Raw genomic sequence first — 18204 nt, 5'->3', positions numbered from 1 at the left:
GAAGTTCTTGAAGCCCTTGAGTACTGTCCGCTTCCATTCTCTGTTGACCAATGAGAGCGAGACAGGCTGATTATGGGACGAATGGTGAGTGTTGTGGCATATCAAAGAAGGTGTGGCGCAGAGCCTCAGTGATGGATTGCAGAGGGAGACCGGTATGGCGGACCGCTTGGCCGATCGGCTGCACCCACCACGAATCGGCGAAGCAGGTCTGATCGCCTAGGGGCCGGTTGCCTTGCTTCGCGGTGATGCCGGGCACTCGCCCAGGTCGGCCCACCCGTCCTTCTGCTCGGCGAATTCCTGCCCCCACCGGGGCAACGGTTCATCCGGCACCACCAGATCACGACCGAGTTTCTGTCCTTGGTAGGTCTCGAACGCGCCGTCGCCGGTCGTCTGGTGAATCAGCAGCCGTGCGGGGCCCGAGTTGGCACTGGCACTGGGCTTGGTGCCCCCCACCGCACGCAGACCGTCGATGTAGTAACCGTGGCTCATCCGGATCGAACCCCGGCTCCTGCCCTTGAGGTCACGGCCCAGTGGCCCCCAGTGCACTACGCCCATGCTCATCGAGTCGACCGGATCGTCGCCCCTGGGGAGTGCGGTGTACGTGACGGCCATGTCCACGCGGCCGTCGTTGTCGAAATCTCCGAACGCCGCTCGGAATCCCTCGTCGGGCGACGCATGGGCCTTCCTGCGCCCGTCCGCCGTGGTGACGATCGACCACACGGAGCGCCGGACCTGCTTGTTGCCGGGTTTCTCGAACGTAACGACCGTGCGCCCGTCACGGTCCCTGCTGTCGTGCACCTCGTCCACCACGCCGTCGCCGTCCACGTCCGCATACAGCGTCCGCCCGTCCGACGAGGCGCAGATCGGCTGTTCCTTGCCCGGGTTGCGCACGTGGGGGTCCGTGCTCGTCTCCTGGCTCGTCGGCCACGCGTACCAGCCCACCCCCACCGCCACGATCACGGCGATCGAACAGCCCACCAGCCATCTGCGACGCCGTGCTGCCGCGGCGCCAGGGGCGTCTCCGAAGGCGTTCCTTCGCTCGGATATGTCGTCACCAGGCATTTGACGACCCTAGACGAACAGTTCCGATCCAGGAGCCCGGCTCCGGCGGCGACCTTGTCAGGGCGCGACGATCGCGAAGTCCAGGTCGGCGTCCAGGACGGACATGAGGGCGTGCAGGACGCCCGGATTGCCGGTGTGCTCCATGCCCTCCAGGCCACTTTCCGGCGAGCAGACCCATCAGCCGCGGCTTGCTGACAGTGAGGGACCGGTCCGCGCCGTGATCAGGGTGTCGGGTGCGGGCGTGGACGAGGACGCCGTTGTGGAGGGTCATGCGGTACGTCTCGGCCAGGTCGGTGAAGGCACAGTTCGCGGTGAGGGTGGAGGCCCTGCTGCTCGCGGCGATCCTCGTGGGCTTCAAGCCGGCATCTGGCCGATGGCGTCACCCATCCAGCGTGTTCTCTCTGCGCTTCTCCCCCGACGCATCGAAGTTCCAGACGGTCAGGGTGACCACGCTCGTCCTCCAACGGAGTCCCGAGACTGTGTCCGGCCTCACTGCCCCCATGCGGCATCCAGCGGTCAGCGGGACTTGTGACGCATCTCCCGGGGGCTCACCCCGAAGCGGCGGTGGAAGGCCGTGCTCATGGCGCTGGCCGAGGTGAAGCCCGAGGCGTAGGCCAGGTCCGTGATCGTCATGTGGTCGCAGTCGACGCACAGGAGGCGCTCGCGGATCAGGCGCAGGCGCTCCTCGCGGATCAGGTCGCGGGGTGTGGTGCCCACCTGCTGGAGGGCGAGTTGGATCTGGCGGAGGGACCAGCCCAGGGCGCGGGCCATGGACGTACCAGATAGGGCGGGGTCGGCAGCGTGGTCGCGGACGTAGCGGCGGACCATCGCCTCGACCTCGGTCAGCTGTCCCGGTACGTCGGGGCGGTCGTCGCCGCAGGCCAGCATGCGGAGGAGTTCGACGACGCGGTCGCAGACGGCGTCGAACTGCGGGGTGGTGAGGTGTTCGTACTCCTCGTCCAGGCTGCGCATCATGGCGTGCACGACGCGGCCCAGCCCCTTGGTGAGATCCAGGCCGGTGGCCAGCGGTGCTTTCTGGTTCAGCGGGCCGTCGATCTCCTGGGCCGGGATGGACATGATGACGCCGCGCAGGGACGCGTTGTGCTGGAGCTCGAACGGCGCGCCCAGGGTGAAGAGGCTGCCCGTGCCCGCTGCCAGGCGCACCTCCTGGTCGTCCTGGCGCAGCCGCATTTCGCCGGAGAGCGGGAAGAGGAAGCGGTAGTCGGGGTCCGGCTCCTGGCGGATCAGGCCCGGGGTGCGGGAGTACTCGATCTGGTCGCTGTGCCATGTGACGACCTGGTAGGTGTCGCTGCGCCGGCGGATCATCTCGCCGCGGAAGACCTCGGCGCGGCCGTACCTGTAGTCCAACCGGGTCTGGTACGTCCCGACGCGCTCGCTCCACAGGTCGGTCTGCTCGCGTGCCGCGACCTCGATGGTCCTCGTCGTCTCCACGACGTAGCTTCCCGTGGGCAACGCATCCCCTTCGCTGCGACGTGACCCGAACGGCCATGTCTGTTACTCGGCGCAGACTAGGGACCGGCAATCGGTTTCCGGAACTCGTCGCGGCTTCATTGGCCTATGCCACATGCAGGCCTGGCGCGATCGGTCGGTCCCACGAACGTGCCTGCGTCCCACGGGAACTTCCTTGCGCGCACGGACAAGTGCGGGCCCGGACGCGCCACTACCGTCGTGCGCCCGTCGACCCGCCACCTGCTGTGAGGACTTGATGACGGAACGGATACCGGAGGCGGTGTTCTGGTGCCTTGCCGTGGGCCTGATCGCCGTCGCTGTGCTGCTGGTGCGCGAGCGCGGCATCTCCGCGCGGCAGCGCAGACGGAACACTGCGTTGAGCGACCGTCTGCGGGGCCGGGACGAGGAACTGCGCCATCTCGTCTCGGCCCGGCTGCCGGCCTTGGAGGACGCGGCCCATCAGCAGCTCCCGGCCGTCGGCATGCTCGACGACCGGCTCGCCGACACCGAGTTCGCGAAATGCCTCGACGCCGTGCTGGAACGGTTCGCCGGTGCCGTGGAGCATGCCCGCTCGCGCGCCGACCAGTCGGCCAAAGCCGCCCTGAAGGCGTCCATGCGCTCCATCCAGGCCCTCGCCAACGAGCAGCAGGTGTCCATCGCCGAGATGCAGGACCGGCACGACAACCCCGGCGTGCTGCGCGACCTGCTCGAAATCGACCACGCCAACGCCCAGTTCGGCCGCAGGGCCCAGGCCATCGCCGTACTGTGCGGCTCGTGGCCCGGCCGCCAGCGCGCCACCTCCGCGCTCATCGAGGCCGTCCGCGGCGCCACCTCCCGCATCCGCGACTACCGGCGCATCCGCATCAACGGCGAGGTCGACATCGCCGTGCGGAGCCGCGCCGTCGAACCGGTGGTGCTCGCGGTCGCCGAACTGCTCGACAACGCCGCGCGTCACTCGCAGCCGGGCACGAACGTCGAGGTCACCATCCAGACCGTGCACAACGGCGCCTGCGTGGTGATCGACGACGCCGGGGTCGGCATGGACGGCCGGGCGGCCGAGCACGCCGCCGAACTGCTCGCCGGCACCCACGCGGTGGACGTCACCCGCCTCGGCGACCCGCCCCGCTTCGGCTTCGCCGTCATCGGGGCGCTCACCGAGCGGTACGGGTTCAACGTCTCCGTGGACACGCTCTCCCCCTACGGCGGTGTACGGGCCGTTGTGTTCCTGCCGGCTGCCCTGCTCACGCACCTGGACGCGGACCCCATCGCCCATCCGGCCGCCCCCGATCCCGATCCCGATCCCGAACCCGCACCTGAACCTGAGCTCACACCCGAGCCCGAGCCCGAACCCACGGAGGCGACCACCCTCGGCGGCCTCCCCAAGCGCCGCCGCCGCACCGCACGGCAACCGGCGCCACAGCCCGCACCGGCCGACGAGGTCGGCGGCCGCTCCGCCGAGGAGAACGCCCGCCGCATGGCCGCCTTTGCCCGCGGCACCAGCTCCGGCCGGGCCGCCCGGCACACACACGACGACCACGAAGGGAACAGCCAGGAATGACCGGGCCGACCGACAACACGCTGGGCTGGATGCTGGACGAGGTGCTGAAGGTCCCGCAGGCGCGGCACGCGATCCTGCTCTCCGCCGACGGCATGCTCCGCGCCTTCTCCCAGGACATCGACCGGGACGACGCCGAACGGCTGGCCGCGGGCCTGTCCGGCGTCCAGTCGATCAGCCGCAGCACGGCCGAGTTCTGCGGCAGCCCGAACACCCCGTGGCGGCAGACCCTGATCGAGTTCGCGCACGGCTACGTCTTCCTGGTCGCCGCAGGCGAGGGCGCCTACCTCGCGGTCTCCACCGGCGAGGACGTCGACATGGAGGCGGTCACCTACCGCATGCACAAACTCGTCGACCGGCTCGGCAAGGAACTGACCAGCCCCGCCCGGCAGGACACCGGCAGCCCGCAATGACTCCCCGGCGCCGCCCCACAGACCGGCTGGTGCGGTCGTACGTCGTCACGGACGGCCGCGCCCACCCCACCCGCAACACCCTGGACCTGGTCACCCTGCTGATCGCGGCCGACGATCTGCCGCTGACCGGACTCAACCCGGAAAAGCGCAGGCTCATGGAGCTGTGCCGGCCCGGCGCCCTGTCCGTCGCCGAGGTGGCCGGCCACCTCTCGCTGCCGGTGGGCGTGACCAAGGTACTGATCGCCGACCTCATGGACAGCGGCCACATCGTCACCCGCGCGCCGATCCCCGCCGCCCGCCCGGCCGACGCCCACATCCTCCAGGAGGTGCTCGATGCACTCCGCGCCCGCCTCTGACGACGTCTATCTGAAGCCCAGCGTGCAGACGGCGGTCAAGCTGCTGATCGTGGGCCACTTCGCGGTCGGCAAGACCACGTACGTCGGCACGCTCTCCGAGATCCGGCCCCTGCGCACCGAGGAGGTCATGACCGAGGCCGGCGCCCTCGTCGACGACCTGGCGGGCATCCAGGACAAGACGACCACCACCGTCGCCCTCGACTTCGGCCGGCTCACCCTCAACGACCGGCTGGTGCTCTACCTGTTCGGCACCCCGGGCCAGCAGCGCTTCACCCGGCTGTGGCAGGACATGACACGGGGCGCGCTCGGCGCGCTCGTCCTCGCCGACACCCGCCGCCTCAGCCAGTCCTTCGAGGTCATGGGCGTACTGGAGGAGCACGGACTGCCGTACGCCGTCGCCGTCAACCAGTTCCCCGGCGCCGCCGCCCACCGGCTCGACGAGGTGCGCGAAGCCCTCGACCTGCTGCCCGAAACCCCCCTCGTCCGCTGCGACGCCCGCGACCGGGTCTCGTCGACCCGGGCCCTCATCAGCCTCGTCGAGTACCTCCTGAACCGCACCGGCCACTTGGAGCACGCGTGACTTCCGCAACCCCCGCACCGCCGCCCTTCCCACCACCGGGCTGCCCCGCGCACGAGTCCCTGTACGGGCCCGAGTTCGCCGCCGATCCGGCCACCGTCTACGGGCGCCTGCGCGACGTCGGCCCGATCGCGCCGGTCGAGCTGGCACCCGGGGTGCGGGCCTCGCTGGTCGTCGGATACGAAGCCGCCCTGCACGTGCTGCGCGGCACCGAGACGTTCTCCAAGGACGCTCGCCGCTGGAAGGACCTGGCGGACGGCACCGTCCCCGCGGACAGCCCGGTCGTGCCGATGATGATGTACCGGCCGAACGCACTGTGGACCGACGGCACGGAACACCGCAGGCTGCGCGGCGCGATCACGGACAGCCTGGCCCGGATCGACTCCGCCACTCTGCGCGGCTACGTCGAGGCGAGCGCCGACACGCTCATCGACCGCATCGCCCCGGCCGGACAGGCGGACCTGCTCGGCGAGTACGCCCAGGTGCTTCCCCTGCTGGTGTTCAACCGCATGTTCGGCTGCCCGGCCGACTACGGCGAGCGGCTGGTGCGGGGCATGTCCGGCATCTTCGACGGGGTGGACGCCGAGCAGGCCAACAACCTGCTCGCGACGACCCTGCTGGACCTCGTCACGCTGAAGCGACGGCAGCCCGGTCCGGACGTGACGTCCTGGCTGATGGCCCACTCCGCCGAGCTCACCGACGAGGAGATGGTGCACACCCTCGTCCTGCTCATGGGCGCGGGCACCGAGCCGCAGCAGAACCTGATCGCCAACAGCCTGCGACTGCTGCTCTCCGACGACCGGTTCGCGGGCAGCCTCTCCGGCGGCAGCCTGCCGGTGGAGGAGGCCCTGGACGAGGTGCTGTGGACCGACCCGCCCATGGCCAACTACGCCGTGCACTACGCGATCCATGACGTGGTGTACGAAGGTGCGCTGCTGCGGGCGGGGCAGCCGCTCGTGGTCAGTCTCGCCGCGGCCAACACCGACCCCGCCCTGACGGTGGACCAGCGTGCGGGCAACCGCGCCCACTTGGCGTGGAGCGCAGGCCCGCACAACTGCCCGGCGCAGGGTCCTGCCCGGCTGATCGCTGCGGTGGCCGTGGAGAAGCTGCTGGACCGGCTTCCGGACGTTGAACTCTCCGTACCCGTCGAGGACTTGGCCTGGCGCCCGGGCCCGTTCCACCGTGCGCTGGCCGCACTGCCGGTGACGTTCCCGCCGACCACCGTCACCCCGCCCACGCCGGGCGGCGATTCGCCGTTGGAGCCCGTCGCGCCGACACCCCGGCCGTCCGCAGTGCCCCCGGTCGGTCGCGTGCGGCGCGGATGGGGTGCCCGGCTGCTGGCGTGGTGGCGAGGCGAGTGATCAGGACAAGTGCACCGGAAGGGTGCGGTGCCCGTTGGAGATGAAGGAGTCGACAGGCTCCAACTCGTCTCCGGATTGGGTGAGTCGGAGGCCGGGGAAGCGGTCGAAGAGCGCCCGGAGCGCGATGTGGGCCTCCATGCGTCCCAGCGGGGCGCCCAGGCAGAAGTGCACGCCGTAGCCGAAGGCGAGGTGCTCCTTGTCGACGCGGGTGACGTCGAAGCGGTCGGCGTCCGCGCCGTACTTGCCGGGGTCGCGTCCCGCGGCCGCGTACGCGGCGAGGATCGCCTCGCCCTTGCCGATCACCGCCCCGTCCGGGCCGCCGAACTCGCTCAGCTTCAGGTCCTCGACGGCGTACCGCAGTGGCAGGCTGGCGACGGGTGCCTCGACGCGCAGCGCCTCCTCGACGACGTCCTCCCAGGTGACGCGACCGGAGCGGACGTGGGTGAGCTGGTCCGGGTGGGTCAGCAGGAGGTGAATCGCGTTGTCGATGAGATTGACCGTGGTCTCGTGCCCGGCGCTCACCATGAGCACCAAGGTGTCGAGCAACTCCTGCTCGCTCAGCCGGGCGTCGCCGTCGTCGCGGGCGGCGATGAGCGCGGAGGTCAGGTCGTCGCCGGGCGATTTCCGCTTGAGGGTGACGAGTTCACCCAGCGCCGCATACAACCGTGCGTAGTTGTCGGTGACTTCCTCCGGGGTCGCGGAGGTGTGGAAGACGCCGTCCACGACGGCCCGCAGCTCCGCACCCTGTTCCTCGGGCAGACCGAAGAGTTCGCTGATCACCGCGATCGGCAGCGGATAGCAGAACTCCTCACGCAGGTCGACGACTTGGCCGTGCCGACCGGCCTCCTCGATACGGTCGAGGAGGCCCGCGGTGATCTCCTCGACACGGGGTCGGAGAGCCGCGGTGCGCCGTGCGGTGAACGCCTTGGACACCAGGGCACGCAGCCGTTTGTGCTCGCCTCCGTAGGCGGTGAACATGTTCTGCACCGCGACCCAGGTGAACAGCGGCCATTCCGGGGAGATCTCGCCGTTGATCCACTTGGGCCAGTGCCGGCGTGGGTCCTTGGAGACGCGAGGGTCGGTGAGCAGGCGCTTGAGGAGTTCGGGACTGCTGACGGCCCAGGCCTGGACGCCGTCGGGCAGTTCGACGAGGGTCACCGGTCCGCGCTCGCGGATCCGGGAAGCCTCGCCGTGGATGTCGCGGCCGGTCGGGTCGATGACTAAGGGGCGGGGGTGTCCCACGGGCGGCCTCCCTGGCACTCGCACAACAATACGACCGGTAAAGCTACTTCGACGTAGCGTGTCCGGGCGAGAGCGCCCGGTGAGTGCTGCGCACGGGAACAACTTCTCTGCGCTCTGCTGCAAGTCGGCGGCCCGCTTCCGCTCTACGGTTCGGGGTGTCGGATCGGGAGGCCGGTGAGGGCGATGGCAGTCGGCAGAACCTCGTGGTGGATGCAGCCGGGCGGCGTCGAGGTGCGGACCGTGGCCGCGGGGAGCTGGTGGGATGCCGTACGCGTACCGCTCGACCTCGGTATCGACGTCCTCCGGCACCTCGGCGACGAGACCGGAGCCGTGATCAGGGACAGCTTCGGCGAGCGCCTGTACTGGCTGATCCCACCTGGCTCCGCCGCCAGTTGGAACGTCCCGCAGGCGCGCGTGCTGGGCCGGGGCTGCCACGTGGCGATCCCCCCGCTCCACCGTGTCATGTGCCCTGGCCTGTGCTGGCAGCTCCCTCCGACGCGGGACCGCGAGTGGACGAACACCTTCCGCCTGCACTCCGCCCTCCGTACGACCGTCCTCCTCCGCGAGAAGTCCCCCACCCTCTGAACACCCGCCCCGGCCGATCCTGAGCCCGGCCGGGACGAGCGACAGCCGCGGTAGAGCCCTTTAGTGCGGCCTGAACCTCGAAGGCTCAGGAAAGAGCCAGGAGCACCAGCTGGAACGGCATCATGAGGAATCCGACGGACAGGAGCAGTCCTCCGAGCAGACCGACCCCCACTGTCCTGAAGACCAGGGTCGACCGTTCCAGGGTGCAGACGGCCTTCTCCGGGTGGTGCGGGTCGTAGACGACGTTGATGCGTTGTGGGTCGCCCCCGAGCCCCCTTGCCGCGTAGTCGGCCTGAATCTCGTGCACGGCGCCGTCCAGGTCGGTGTACTTGAAGAACCGCCGCTTCCCGTGGTCGCGATCGAGCAGCGCGACGACCGCGACGCCCCGCTTCCTGAGCACCAGCCGGTCGCGCGCGTTCACCACGGCAGGTCCGGAGATGATCAGGCCCAGGAGGACCGGCATCACGCCGAGCACCCACATCATCACCTGGACCGGTTCCCCGAACAGCGCGAGCGAGGCAGCACCCCCGATGTAGACGATGAGTGCAGTGAGCGCCGCAACGCGCTCGCGCGGACTCATGCGCTTCCGGCCGGGCACCGAGCTGTCGGGCAACACCTCGACCAGGCCCGCTCCTCCGCCCGGTGGAGCACTCTGCGGCCGCGCCCGGTTGATCACCTCGACGAGACGTTCCGCCTGATCGGCATGCCGTCCCTCCACAACGAACACCGGTCCCGGAGCGCCGTCAGTGCCCCAAAGAGCGATCTCCACTGATCGCTGCCCGGCGCCGACAGCTCGGGCGCCTTCGATCGCCGTGATCGGTATCCGCCGCCGCGTGCCGTTCTGTTCGAGGAGAACGGCCCTGCCCTCAAGCCAGATACTGTCGCCGTACCCGCGCAACGTGATCGACGGCAAGAAGGCGGGTTCGGGCCGACCGGGCATGACTACCTCACTCTGGATGGTGGAGGGGTGGCTCGGCCCGCAGCTTCTCACAGTCACCACAGCCCAGGGGCGCCTCGGCCTGCGCTTCCTCTAGAGTCGGCCGCATGACGGAGGCACCGGCCCGGGGCCGCGGCGCACGGTCACGGGACGCGATACTCGACACCGCGGGTGAGCTGATGGCCCGGCACGGCTACGCCGCCACGTCCATTTCGATGATCTCCGCGGCGTGCGGCCTGCCGGTCAGCTCCCTCTACTGGCACTTCGGCAGCAAGGACGGGATCTACGTCGCCGTGCTGGAGCGGGCCCAAACCACGCTGTTGGCCGCCCTGCCCCCGGCCGAGGTGCCGGGCCGCGACCTCGACGAGCGGCTGGAGGCCTTCCTCACCGAGGTCGGGGACGCGTTCCAGCGTCATCAGCCCAGTGTGCGACTGCTGTTGGGGCTGGGCATGGTGCAGCAGGACGCCACAGCGGCGGCAGTGGCCGAGGTGCGGCACTACCGGGACGCCCTGATGCAATGGGCCCGGGATGCGCTGAGTTGTGTCTTCGGGCTGCGTGAACGCCCCGAGGTGGCGGACGAACTGGCGCGCTTCACGCTGCGGATGGCGAGCGGGACGGCCGTGGCCCGCTGGTTCGATGCGGGGGCCGCCCTGGAAACCGGGCCGTTGCGGGTGGCGTTGCGGGCGCTGGCGGCACATCACGGGGTGGCGGTCAGGGGTGCGCCTGAGTGAGTGGTTGCCAGAACGTGCAGTGGTGATCGGTCGCGAATCCGGTGGTGGGGCCGACCCGGTCGGGTGTCAGTTGCTGGATGCGGTCTCCCATCGGCGTGTAGCGCGGCCAGGACGGTGTGCCGAGCGCGTTGGGGTTGCCGGTCGCGGCGAAGCGGGCCCAGTAGGTGGTCATCGTCGCGGAGAGGCGGTGTTGGGGCGGAGTCAGGGGGCGTATTGCCTCCATGGGGAAGAGATAGGCCAGTTCGGAGGCGTGGAAAGCGCCCTGCGGGGTGTGCGGTGCCGGGATGAACGGGGGCGCCTCGGGGTCGGTGAACTCGTAGGCGTAGACGGGCGCCCGCGTGCTGTACAGGCGGCTGTCGGAGCGGGCCGGGCAGGCGAATCGTTGATCAGTGCCGACGGCGGAGTACGCCAGGTTGGGGGTCGCGTACGCCGAGGCCGGGTACGTGTCGAGGACCGCGGGCGCGCGCTCGCCGTACTGGAGCCGGATCAGCGCGGCGTACGACTCGGGGGTCAACGGGCCGCCGCCGAGCAGATCCACGTACAGCGCGGTGAAGTAGCGGTACTCGTCATGGGTGTTGCCGTTCAGTGTCGGTACCGCGTTCACCCGTCCCTCGGCCCATGCCGCCTGCGGAGGGCGGGGGAGGATGCGCGGCCCGGTGTTCGGGCCCCACAGGGACGCCGGCCCCGTTCCGGCGGTGCCGATGAGCGCGGAGACGGGCACGGTGCGCAGGCAGGTTGCCGCCGTTGTCGGGTCCGTGCAGCCCACGGAGGCCGCGAAGCCGCTGCCCTTGCGCTCGGCCGCGTCGAGCGTGAGCGGGGTGAGGGCGTCGGGCGAGGCGCAGCTTCCGCTCTGCTGGATCGCGCGGTGGAACAAGCCTTTCGCGGTGGGCGAGGCGATGTGGGCGCAGGTGTCCGCCGAACCGGCGGACTGGCCGCCGAGCGTCACCCGGTTCCGGTCGCCGCCGAACGCGCCGATGTTGCGCTGCACCCAGTGCAGAGCGGCCTGTTGGTCCATCAGGCCGTAGTCGCCGGAGGCGTGGTCCGTGCTCTCGGCCGACAGGGCGGGGTGGGCGAGGAACCCCAGTGCTCCGAGGCGGTAGTTGACGGTCACCACGACCAGGCCCCTCGCGGCCAGCGCCGAGCCGTCGTAGTCGCTGCCCGCGCCGTAGACGTTGCCGCCGCCGTGCAGCCAGACCAGCACCGGCAGGGGGCGGCCGGTGGTGCGGGCGGGGGTCCACACATTGACGTACAGGCAGTCCTCCGTCGTGCTGCCGGTGCGGTTGGACTCGCCGGGCAGGACGGGACCGCCGTCGGGGAGCAGCGTCAACGGCAGTTGGGGGCACGGGTGCGCGGGGGCGGTGGCGTCGCGTACGCCGTGCCATCGTGCGGCGGGCTGCGGTGGTCGCCAGCGCAGCTCACCGGTCGGTGGGGCGGCGAACGGTATCCCCTGGAAGACCCGTCCGCCGGCTCGGTCGGCCGCCCCGCGCAACAGGCCGCGGTCGGTGCGCACGACCAGGGAGTCCTGGCCGGCCACGGCCGGGGGAGTGGTGAGGGACAGCAACAGGGCCGCAACGGCGGCCAGGACCCAGCCAAGGGGGTGGCGCGGACTCGGAGAAGTCATCTCTCATCGCATCCTCATCGGCGTTGATGGCGGTGCGGGGTCACGGCGTGTGCTCGTAGGCGCCGATGTCGCAGGCTGCGCCCTGAGGGCGGGCGATGCCGCGTTGATCGGTGTCCGGGCAGTCGGCGGCCGCGTCGAGGGCGGGGCTGCCCGGCAGGAGCGCCGCGGTGTCGGTCGGGCCGCCGTTGTCCGTGAGCGGCCCGAGCAGCGGGTCACGGCTGGGCAGATCGCCCGCGGCGGTGAGGCGACAGCTTCCGTCGGCGTTGATGTTGTGGCCCAGGGAGGCGATGGTCGCGAAGGCCTTCTTGCAGTCGGCGGCGGCGCCGTCGACGGTGTTGCCCGCGATGATCGAGTTGCGCAGGGTCATGCGGCCCAGGGGCAGGTCCGGGAGGGGCGCGGGCAGGCTGTCGAGGTAGGCCGGGGCGATGTTGATCCCGCCCCCGCCGTCGCTGGAACTGTTGCGTGCGATGGTCGAGTTGAGGATCTGCACCGTTCCCGTGCCGCGAATGTCGATGCCTCCGCCGTAGCCGCCGAGGCTGCCGGGACGGTCGCCGGGGTTCGTCACCCGGTTGTCCGCGATCGTCGAGTTCGTGACAGTGCCGGTGTCGTCGAATCTGATGCCGCCGGCCTCTCCCGCGGTGTTCCGGCTGACCGTACTGTCGATGAGATCCAGGTGGGAGTCCGGGACGTTGAAGATGCCGCCGCCGTACCCGGCGGAGTTCCCGGTGACGGCGACCCGGCGCAGGGTCAGGTGGTGGGCGTTGGCGATGCCGCCACCACCGGTGTCGGTGAAGGGCAGTTCACGCTGTACGGCCCTGCCCCCGGTGATCGTCACATCGGACATACGGGTGTCCGCGCGCAGCCGGAAGACCCGGTCCAGGAGGCCCGCGTCGATGACGGTGGTGCGCGCGCCCGATCCCGTGATGGTGGTGGGGGCGTCGACGTTCAAGTCGCCTGTGGTGGGGTCGGGATGGTCGCCGACGATCAGCCGGGGGTCGGGCGGGATCGTCAGCCGGTAGTGGCCGGGCGGCAGCGTGATCGTGCTGCCCGGCCGGGAGTTGGCGGCCATCACCGCGGCGCGCAGACTGCACGCGCCGGACGCGGTGAGGCACCGGCCGTCCGACGGGTCGGCGTCGACCGCGTCGGCGGTGGTGTCCACGGTGAACTCCGCCGGCTCGGCGGCGGACGCGGATGCGGGGGCGAGGTGGACGCCCGCGGCGATGGCGATGGCGGTCAGCACCGCCGTAGTGACTCGGACCCTCATGGGATGCACTCCTCTCGGCGAGGATTCCGGGCGTACGAGGACTTACCGGTGTGCATGGTGCGAGGCTCGTGCGGCGAACGGGGTCGTCGCGTTCTGGAGCGAGCGTTCCATTCAGAACGGCCCGTGTCTACTGACGGGTAGGGAGATTGACCGAATCGGTCAGCCGGTCGGGTCGAGGAGGATCTTGCGGACTCCGTCGGAGCGGTTGGCGAACAGTTCGTATGCCTCGGGGCCCTGGGAGAGGGGGAAGCGGTGGGAGACCACGGCCTCCGGCTGGATCCGGCCGGCCTGGGCGAGGGCGATCAGGGCGGGGAGTTCGTAGTGGATCGAGCAGAGCCCGATGGCGAACTCGAGTTCCTTGATCTGCGCCAGTCCCATGTGGAAGGGGAACGCCTTGTTCTGGCTGACGCCGATGACGCTCACGCGGCCCGCCTGCCGGACGGACTTGAGGGCCAGGTCGATGGTGGCGTCCGAGCCCACGGCCTCCACCACCGCGTCCGGTCCGCGTCCCCCGGTCATCTCCCGCACCGCGGCCTTCGCGTCCTCGCCCTCGACCGGCTCGACCCCCAGGCCGGCGGCGAAGGCGCGGCGCTCCGCGACCAGGTCCGCACCGAGCACCCGCGCGGCGCCCATCGCGAAGGCGGACTGGGCGGCCATCAGCCCGACCGGGCCGAGGCCGATGACCAGGACGGTCTCGCCGGGCTGGATGCGGGCGCGGCGGCAGCCGTACCAGGCCGTCGGGGCGTTGTCCGTCAGGACGACGGCGGCCTCGTCGGAGATGCCCTCGGGCAGGGCCACCAGGTTGATGTCGGCGTACGGCACCGCGAGGGCCTGGGCCTGGCTGCCGGGGAGTTGGGGGCTGACGCCGTAGCAGAGTTCCGTACTGGTCTTGGCGCGCTCGCACCGGGCGGTGAACCCGGCCGCGCACGACCGGCACTGGGTGCAGCCCGCCGAGGCGGGCACCAGGACGCGGTCGCCGGGCTTGAAGCGGGTGACCTGGTCGCCGGTCTCCACGACCACGCCGACGCATTCGTGTCCCGGTGTGTAGCCCAGTTCCGGGCTGAACGGGTTGCCGTGGTAGATGTGCAGGTCGCTGCCGCAGATGCCGGCCGTGGTCACCTGGACGACCGCGTGGGTGGGGCTGGTCACGGCCGGGTCGGGGACGTCGCCGTAGCGGATGTCGTGGCGGCCGTGGTAAGTCAGTGCCTTCATCGGTTGGCTCCCTCCCTTCCGCCCGCTCAGTCCGCGATCTTCAGCACGAGCTTGCCGTGGTTCTCACCGCGGAACAGGCGCATGAGGGTGTCGGGGAAGTCCGCCACGCCGCCGGAGACCACGTCCTCAAGGGACTTGAGCCGGCCCTCCGCCCGCCACGTGGCCATCTGCGTGATGCCCTCGGCGTAGCGGTCGGCGTAGTCGAAGACGACCATGCCGGTCATGGTGGCGCGGTTGACCAGCAGGGAGAGGTAGTTGGCGGGGCCCTGCGGCTTGGTGCTGTTGTACTGGGAGATCGCGCCGCAGACGATGATGCGGGCACCGCGCGCCAGGGTCAGCAGCACGGCGTCCAGGATGTCGCCGCCGACGTTGTCGAAGTACACGTCGACGCCGTCGGGGGCGTGCCGGCGCAGCGCCTTGCGGACGTCCTCGCTGCGGTAGTCGATCGCGGCGTCGAAGCCGAGTTCGTCGACGATCATCCGGCACTTGGCCTCGCCGCCGGCGATGCCGATGACCCGGCAGCCCATGATCTTGGCGATCTGCCCGACGACACTGCCGACCGCGCCCGCCGCACCGGACACGACGACGGTCTGGCCCGGCTCGGGACGCCCGATGTCGATCAGCCCGAAGTAGCCCGTGAGACCCGACATGCCGAGGGTGCCGAGATACGTCGGCAGCGGGGCCGCCGTCGGATCGACCTTGGTCACGCCGAGCCCGTTCGAGACGCAGTACTCCTGCACGCCGAAGGACCCCGACACGTGGTCGCCGACCGCGAAACCGGGGTGCTGGGAGGCGATCACGCGTCCCACGGCACCGGCGCGCATGACCTCGCCGATCTCCACCGGGCGGATGTAGGACCGGCCCGCGTTCATCCAGCCGCGCATCGCCGGGTCGATCGACAGGGCCAGTACCTGCACCAGGAACTCCCCGTCGCCCGGCTGCCCGACCGGCTCCTCCACGTGCTGCCAGTCGGTGGGCTGCGGCTCTCCCACGGGACGGGCGGCCAGGCGCACCTGGTGGTTGATCGTGCTCATCTTCGGCGGCTCCTCGGACGGTCGCGTTGACTGGCGGCGCGTGACGATCGGCGGATGCCCGTGGTCGTGGACTGAGCGGGTTACATGACATACCAGCCGGTCGGTATGAGCGGTGAGCGTACGGGGCCGAGGCGCGGGAGGCAAGAGATGCCGGTCGCGACGGGGCGGATCAAGACAGGTGCCGGAGGACGCTCAGGTTCGTCCACGCCGCAGATCACACGCTGACCGCACGGGTGTACTCGGTGAGGAGGAGCGCGATGTCGTCGGTGCGTTTCGGGGCGTGCTTGGCGCTGTGCAGGAGGGCGTCGGCGAGTTTGTCCAGCGAGTCGGTGTCGGCGTGGGCGAGCTGGGTGCGCAGCCGGTCGATGCCGGCGGTGATGTCCGCGTCGCGGGTTTCGACCAGCCCGTCGGTGTAGAGGGCCAGCAGGCACCCCGGCGACAGGGTCAAGGGTGCCTGCGGATACTCGGCGCCGCGGTCGATGCCGAGGAGCGGACCGCCGGGCGGCTCCACGGTCTCGGTGCGGCCGTCGGGCCGGTGCAGCAGGGGCGGGCAATGGCCGGCGCGGACCACGTGGGCGGCGCCGGTGGCGGGATCGAGCAGGACGTAGCAGCAGCTGGCGAGGAGGCCGGGACCCAGGTCGATCAGGAGCCGGTTGGTGGCGGCCACCACCTCGCTGGGCCGCAGGCCCGCTGAGGCGAACGCCCGCACCGCGCTGCGGAGTTGACCCATGGTGGCCGCGGCGGCGACGTTGTGGCCCTCGACGTCGCCGACGACCAGGGCGATGCCGTGGTCGGTTCCGATCGCGTCGTACCAGTCGCCGCCGATGTCCATCCACGCGGTGGCGGGCAGGTACCGGCCGGTCACGTTGACCCCCGGCAGAGTCGGCAACTCGTGCGGGAGCAGGGCGTGCTGAAGGCCGTGGGCCAAGGCGTTCTTGGCGTCGTAGAGCCGCGCCCGCTCCAGCGCCTGGGCGATCAGGCCGCTGAGCGCGGACAGCAGACCGCGCTCCTCGCCGGTGAACCGATGCACCTCGTCGAAGCCGAGGACGAGGGCTCCCACGGGTCGGCTGGAGGCGATCAACGGCAGGAACCCGAGAGACCGCGACAGGGCCTCCAACTCCGGGTAGGCCCGCGCCAGTTCTTGCGGTGTCTCGATGAACAGCGGGGTGCCGCCGGCCAGCGACCCGGTGACGGGCCCCCAGGCCTGCCGCAGGGAGATGCCCTCGAACCGGTCCAGGAAGCTCTCGTGATAGCCGCGCTGGCACAGCAGGTGCAGGCGCCCCTCGCGCACCACATAGGCGGCCAGCCGATGGCCACCGAACGCGGGCAGCAACTGGTCGGCCACCACGCCGCAGACATCCAGAGCCGTGACCGCCTCGGTGAGCGCGCTGCTCATCTCCAGGATGCGGTAGAGGGCCCCCGGGCGCGTCGGCGCGGGGCCCGCGGAATCCTGACCTGGCACGACATCCGCGATGGTCGGGCCGGGATCCGAGGCCGGCGTCACCCACCCGGTCGTGCCCTGCGTGTCCGGCCGCAACGAGAACAGCAGCCGCTCCCGCGGGCTTCGGACGAGGAACGAAACGGGCTGCTGGGAGACCTGGGCGGCCCGGAAACGATCCTCGAAGGCGGGATCCGCCAGCCACGGCAGCGCCTCCCAGGGGCGTCGCCCCACCAGATCACCGCGGCGCGTGTGCACCAGCCGCACCAGGCGGTGATTGGCGTAGGTGATGCGCCCGTCCCGGTCGAGCGCGAAGAATCCGTCCGCCAGCCGCTCCAGCGCTGCCGCCGCGGCCATCCCGCTGCCCAGGTCGAGGACGCCGCCCACCACGTGGGAGGCGGCATCCGCGCCGTCATGCGGGGTGGGCACCCGACCCCACAGCTCGATCGTGCGGTGCCCGCCGCCCGTCTCCGGGATACGGACGCACCGGGCCAGCACCCGGCCGTCCTTCACCGCGTCCCGGGCAGCGGCCCGGAAGGCCTGCCGGTCCGCCGGGTGCACCTGAGCCGCCAGCGTCGCCGCCCGCTCGTCGAACTCGTCGGGATTCAGCCCGAAGATCGCACACGCCGTGGCGTCCGCCGTCAGCCGCCCGGTGCTCACATCCCAGTCGAACAGGCCGACCCGTACGGCGGACACAGCCGGGATCGGGACCTCCAGCGGAGCCTCCGGTGTGCCGCCGTCGGTGTCGCCCGCTCTGAGCCGGGCCAGCGCGGTGCCAAGGCGGCCGGCCGTGGTGCGCAGGTGCCGCCTGCGGGCCTTGGACAACCCCTCACCGCCGGGCTTGGCGGCCCACACCACGGCCAGCACGCCCAGGATGTCCCGCCCCGCCGCCACGGGTACGGAGGCCGAGCCGAACGGATACGGCACGGCGATCGCGAGCTGGGGAAACCGCCGTACGGTCGCTTCGGCGTCGGCCAGATGGACCGTCCGCCCGGCGCGGAAGGCCTCCGCGACCGGAATCGGACTGTTGACCGCGATCCGCCGCCACCCGCCCAGCAGCGAGGGCGGCATTCCCGCCGCCGCGGCCAGCACCAGCGCACTGCCGTCGGCCGAGACCAGGAACACGCTCGCGGCGTGCGCCCCGCTCACCTCGACGGCCCTGAGGACCGCGTCCACCAGCACGTCGTCACGCTCGGCCGCCCTCTCAGCGCTCGTCGCGAAGAGGCGCGCACCCAAGCCATTGTCCGTGGACGACATGCTGACCCCGATCACTGCACCGGCGGCGCGGCATCCATGCGTGAGGCGTCTGCACCATTCTCGTACGGAAGGGCACGGGGTGAAACCCC

General features: G+C 70.9%; 17 protein-coding genes. 7 read left to right on the top strand and 10 right to left on the bottom strand.

All coding sequences use genetic code 11. From position 1 onward, the window contains the following. Positions 1-216 precede the first annotated feature (216 nt). The 3 genes from BN159_RS06300 to BN159_RS06295 form a co-directional block, all read right to left on the bottom strand. Positions 217-891, bottom strand: a complete 675-nt coding sequence (locus BN159_RS06300) for an FG-GAP repeat domain-containing protein (protein WP_157901078.1) — start codon at positions 889-891, stop codon at positions 217-219. 160 nt (positions 892-1051) lie between these two features. After that, entirely contained in the window at positions 1052-1420 is a 369-nt protein-coding gene (locus tag BN159_RS47700) for an alkyl sulfatase C-terminal domain-containing protein (RefSeq protein WP_078598760.1), read from the bottom strand. A gap of 158 nt (positions 1421-1578) precedes the next feature. Next, positions 1579-2535 (bottom strand): AraC family transcriptional regulator, encoded by a 957-nt coding sequence (locus BN159_RS06295; RefSeq protein WP_051113478.1) that lies wholly within the window; start codon positions 2533-2535, stop codon positions 1579-1581. Between the two features lie 253 nt (positions 2536-2788). On the opposite strand from BN159_RS06295, the gene BN159_RS06290 reads away from it, so the two are divergent. From BN159_RS06290 to BN159_RS06270, 5 genes are read left to right on the top strand one after another with little or no spacing between them, the layout of a single operon-like run. Next, positions 2789-4090, top strand: a complete 1302-nt coding sequence (locus BN159_RS06290) for an ATP-binding protein (protein ID WP_015656084.1) — start codon at positions 2789-2791, stop codon at positions 4088-4090. Further along, positions 4087-4500 (top strand): roadblock/LC7 domain-containing protein, encoded by a 414-nt coding sequence (locus tag BN159_RS06285; protein WP_015656083.1) that lies wholly within the window; start codon positions 4087-4089, stop codon positions 4498-4500. The genes BN159_RS06290 and BN159_RS06285 overlap by 4 nt, the downstream gene beginning before the upstream one ends. Next, positions 4497-4856, top strand: a complete 360-nt coding sequence (locus BN159_RS06280; protein ID WP_015656082.1) for a DUF742 domain-containing protein — start codon at positions 4497-4499, stop codon at positions 4854-4856. The genes BN159_RS06285 and BN159_RS06280 overlap by 4 nt, the downstream gene beginning before the upstream one ends. Next, positions 4834-5436 (top strand): GTP-binding protein, encoded by a 603-nt coding sequence (locus BN159_RS06275; RefSeq protein ID WP_015656081.1) that lies wholly within the window; start codon positions 4834-4836, stop codon positions 5434-5436. The genes BN159_RS06280 and BN159_RS06275 overlap by 23 nt, the downstream gene beginning before the upstream one ends. Continuing rightward, complete coding sequence (locus BN159_RS06270; RefSeq protein ID WP_015656080.1) at positions 5433-6794, top strand: cytochrome P450; 1362 nt, start codon at positions 5433-5435, stop codon at positions 6792-6794. Before BN159_RS06275 ends, BN159_RS06270 begins: the two co-directional genes overlap by 4 nt. On the opposite strand, the gene BN159_RS06265 is transcribed toward BN159_RS06270, so the two are convergent. Then, positions 6795-8036 carry a cytochrome P450 family protein gene (locus BN159_RS06265; protein ID WP_015656079.1) on the bottom strand — a complete coding sequence of 414 codons (1242 nt, stop codon included), beginning with the start codon at positions 8034-8036 and terminating at the stop codon, positions 6795-6797. It lies immediately after the preceding gene. 183 nt (positions 8037-8219) lie between these two features. Here BN159_RS06265 and BN159_RS06260 point away from each other — a divergent pair, with 183 nt between their 5' ends. Beyond that, positions 8220-8621 (top strand): hypothetical protein, encoded by a 402-nt coding sequence (locus BN159_RS06260; RefSeq protein WP_015656078.1) that lies wholly within the window; start codon positions 8220-8222, stop codon positions 8619-8621. Between the two features lie 85 nt (positions 8622-8706). On the opposite strand, the gene BN159_RS06255 is transcribed toward BN159_RS06260, so the two are convergent. Then, positions 8707-9561 carry a hypothetical protein gene (locus BN159_RS06255; RefSeq protein ID WP_015656077.1) on the bottom strand — a complete coding sequence of 285 codons (855 nt, stop codon included), beginning with the start codon at positions 9559-9561 and terminating at the stop codon, positions 8707-8709. 104 nt (positions 9562-9665) lie between these two features. On the opposite strand from BN159_RS06255, the gene BN159_RS06250 reads away from it, so the two are divergent. Further along, complete coding sequence (locus BN159_RS06250; RefSeq protein ID WP_015656076.1) at positions 9666-10289, top strand: TetR/AcrR family transcriptional regulator; 624 nt, start codon at positions 9666-9668, stop codon at positions 10287-10289. Here BN159_RS06250 and BN159_RS06245 read toward each other — a convergent pair. The 5 genes from BN159_RS06245 to BN159_RS06225 all read right to left on the bottom strand — a co-directional run bounded on the left by BN159_RS06245 (position 10270) and on the right by BN159_RS06225 (position 18094). Beyond that, the gene (locus BN159_RS06245; protein ID WP_015656075.1) at positions 10270-11910 is read right to left on the bottom strand and encodes a carboxylesterase/lipase family protein; all 1641 of its coding nucleotides are present in this window, start codon (positions 11908-11910) and stop codon (positions 10270-10272) included. The two genes, BN159_RS06250 and BN159_RS06245, sit on opposite strands and share 20 nt — an antisense overlap. A gap of 40 nt (positions 11911-11950) precedes the next feature. After that, on the bottom strand, positions 11951-13174 hold the full coding sequence (locus BN159_RS06240; protein WP_015656074.1) for a choice-of-anchor Q domain-containing protein: 1224 nt from the start codon (positions 13172-13174) through the stop codon (positions 11951-11953). Positions 13175-13333: 159 nt separating this feature from the next. Then, complete coding sequence (locus BN159_RS06235; RefSeq protein ID WP_015656073.1) at positions 13334-14386, bottom strand: alcohol dehydrogenase catalytic domain-containing protein; 1053 nt, start codon at positions 14384-14386, stop codon at positions 13334-13336. 26 nt (positions 14387-14412) lie between these two features. Next, complete coding sequence (locus BN159_RS06230; protein ID WP_015656072.1) at positions 14413-15420, bottom strand: NADP-dependent oxidoreductase; 1008 nt, start codon at positions 15418-15420, stop codon at positions 14413-14415. A 214-nt stretch (positions 15421-15634) separates the two neighbouring features. Then, positions 15635-18094: a SpoIIE family protein phosphatase gene (locus BN159_RS06225; protein WP_231905583.1), complete on the bottom strand. Its 2460-nt coding sequence runs from the start codon at positions 18092-18094 to the stop codon at positions 15635-15637. Positions 18095-18204: the final 110 nt, after the last annotated feature.

This window comes from Streptomyces davaonensis JCM 4913, from assembly GCF_000349325.1.
GTDB classification, from domain to species: Bacteria; Actinomycetota; Actinomycetes; order Streptomycetales; family Streptomycetaceae; genus Streptomyces; species Streptomyces davaonensis.
This window is presented reverse-complemented; position numbering and strand designations above follow the sequence as displayed.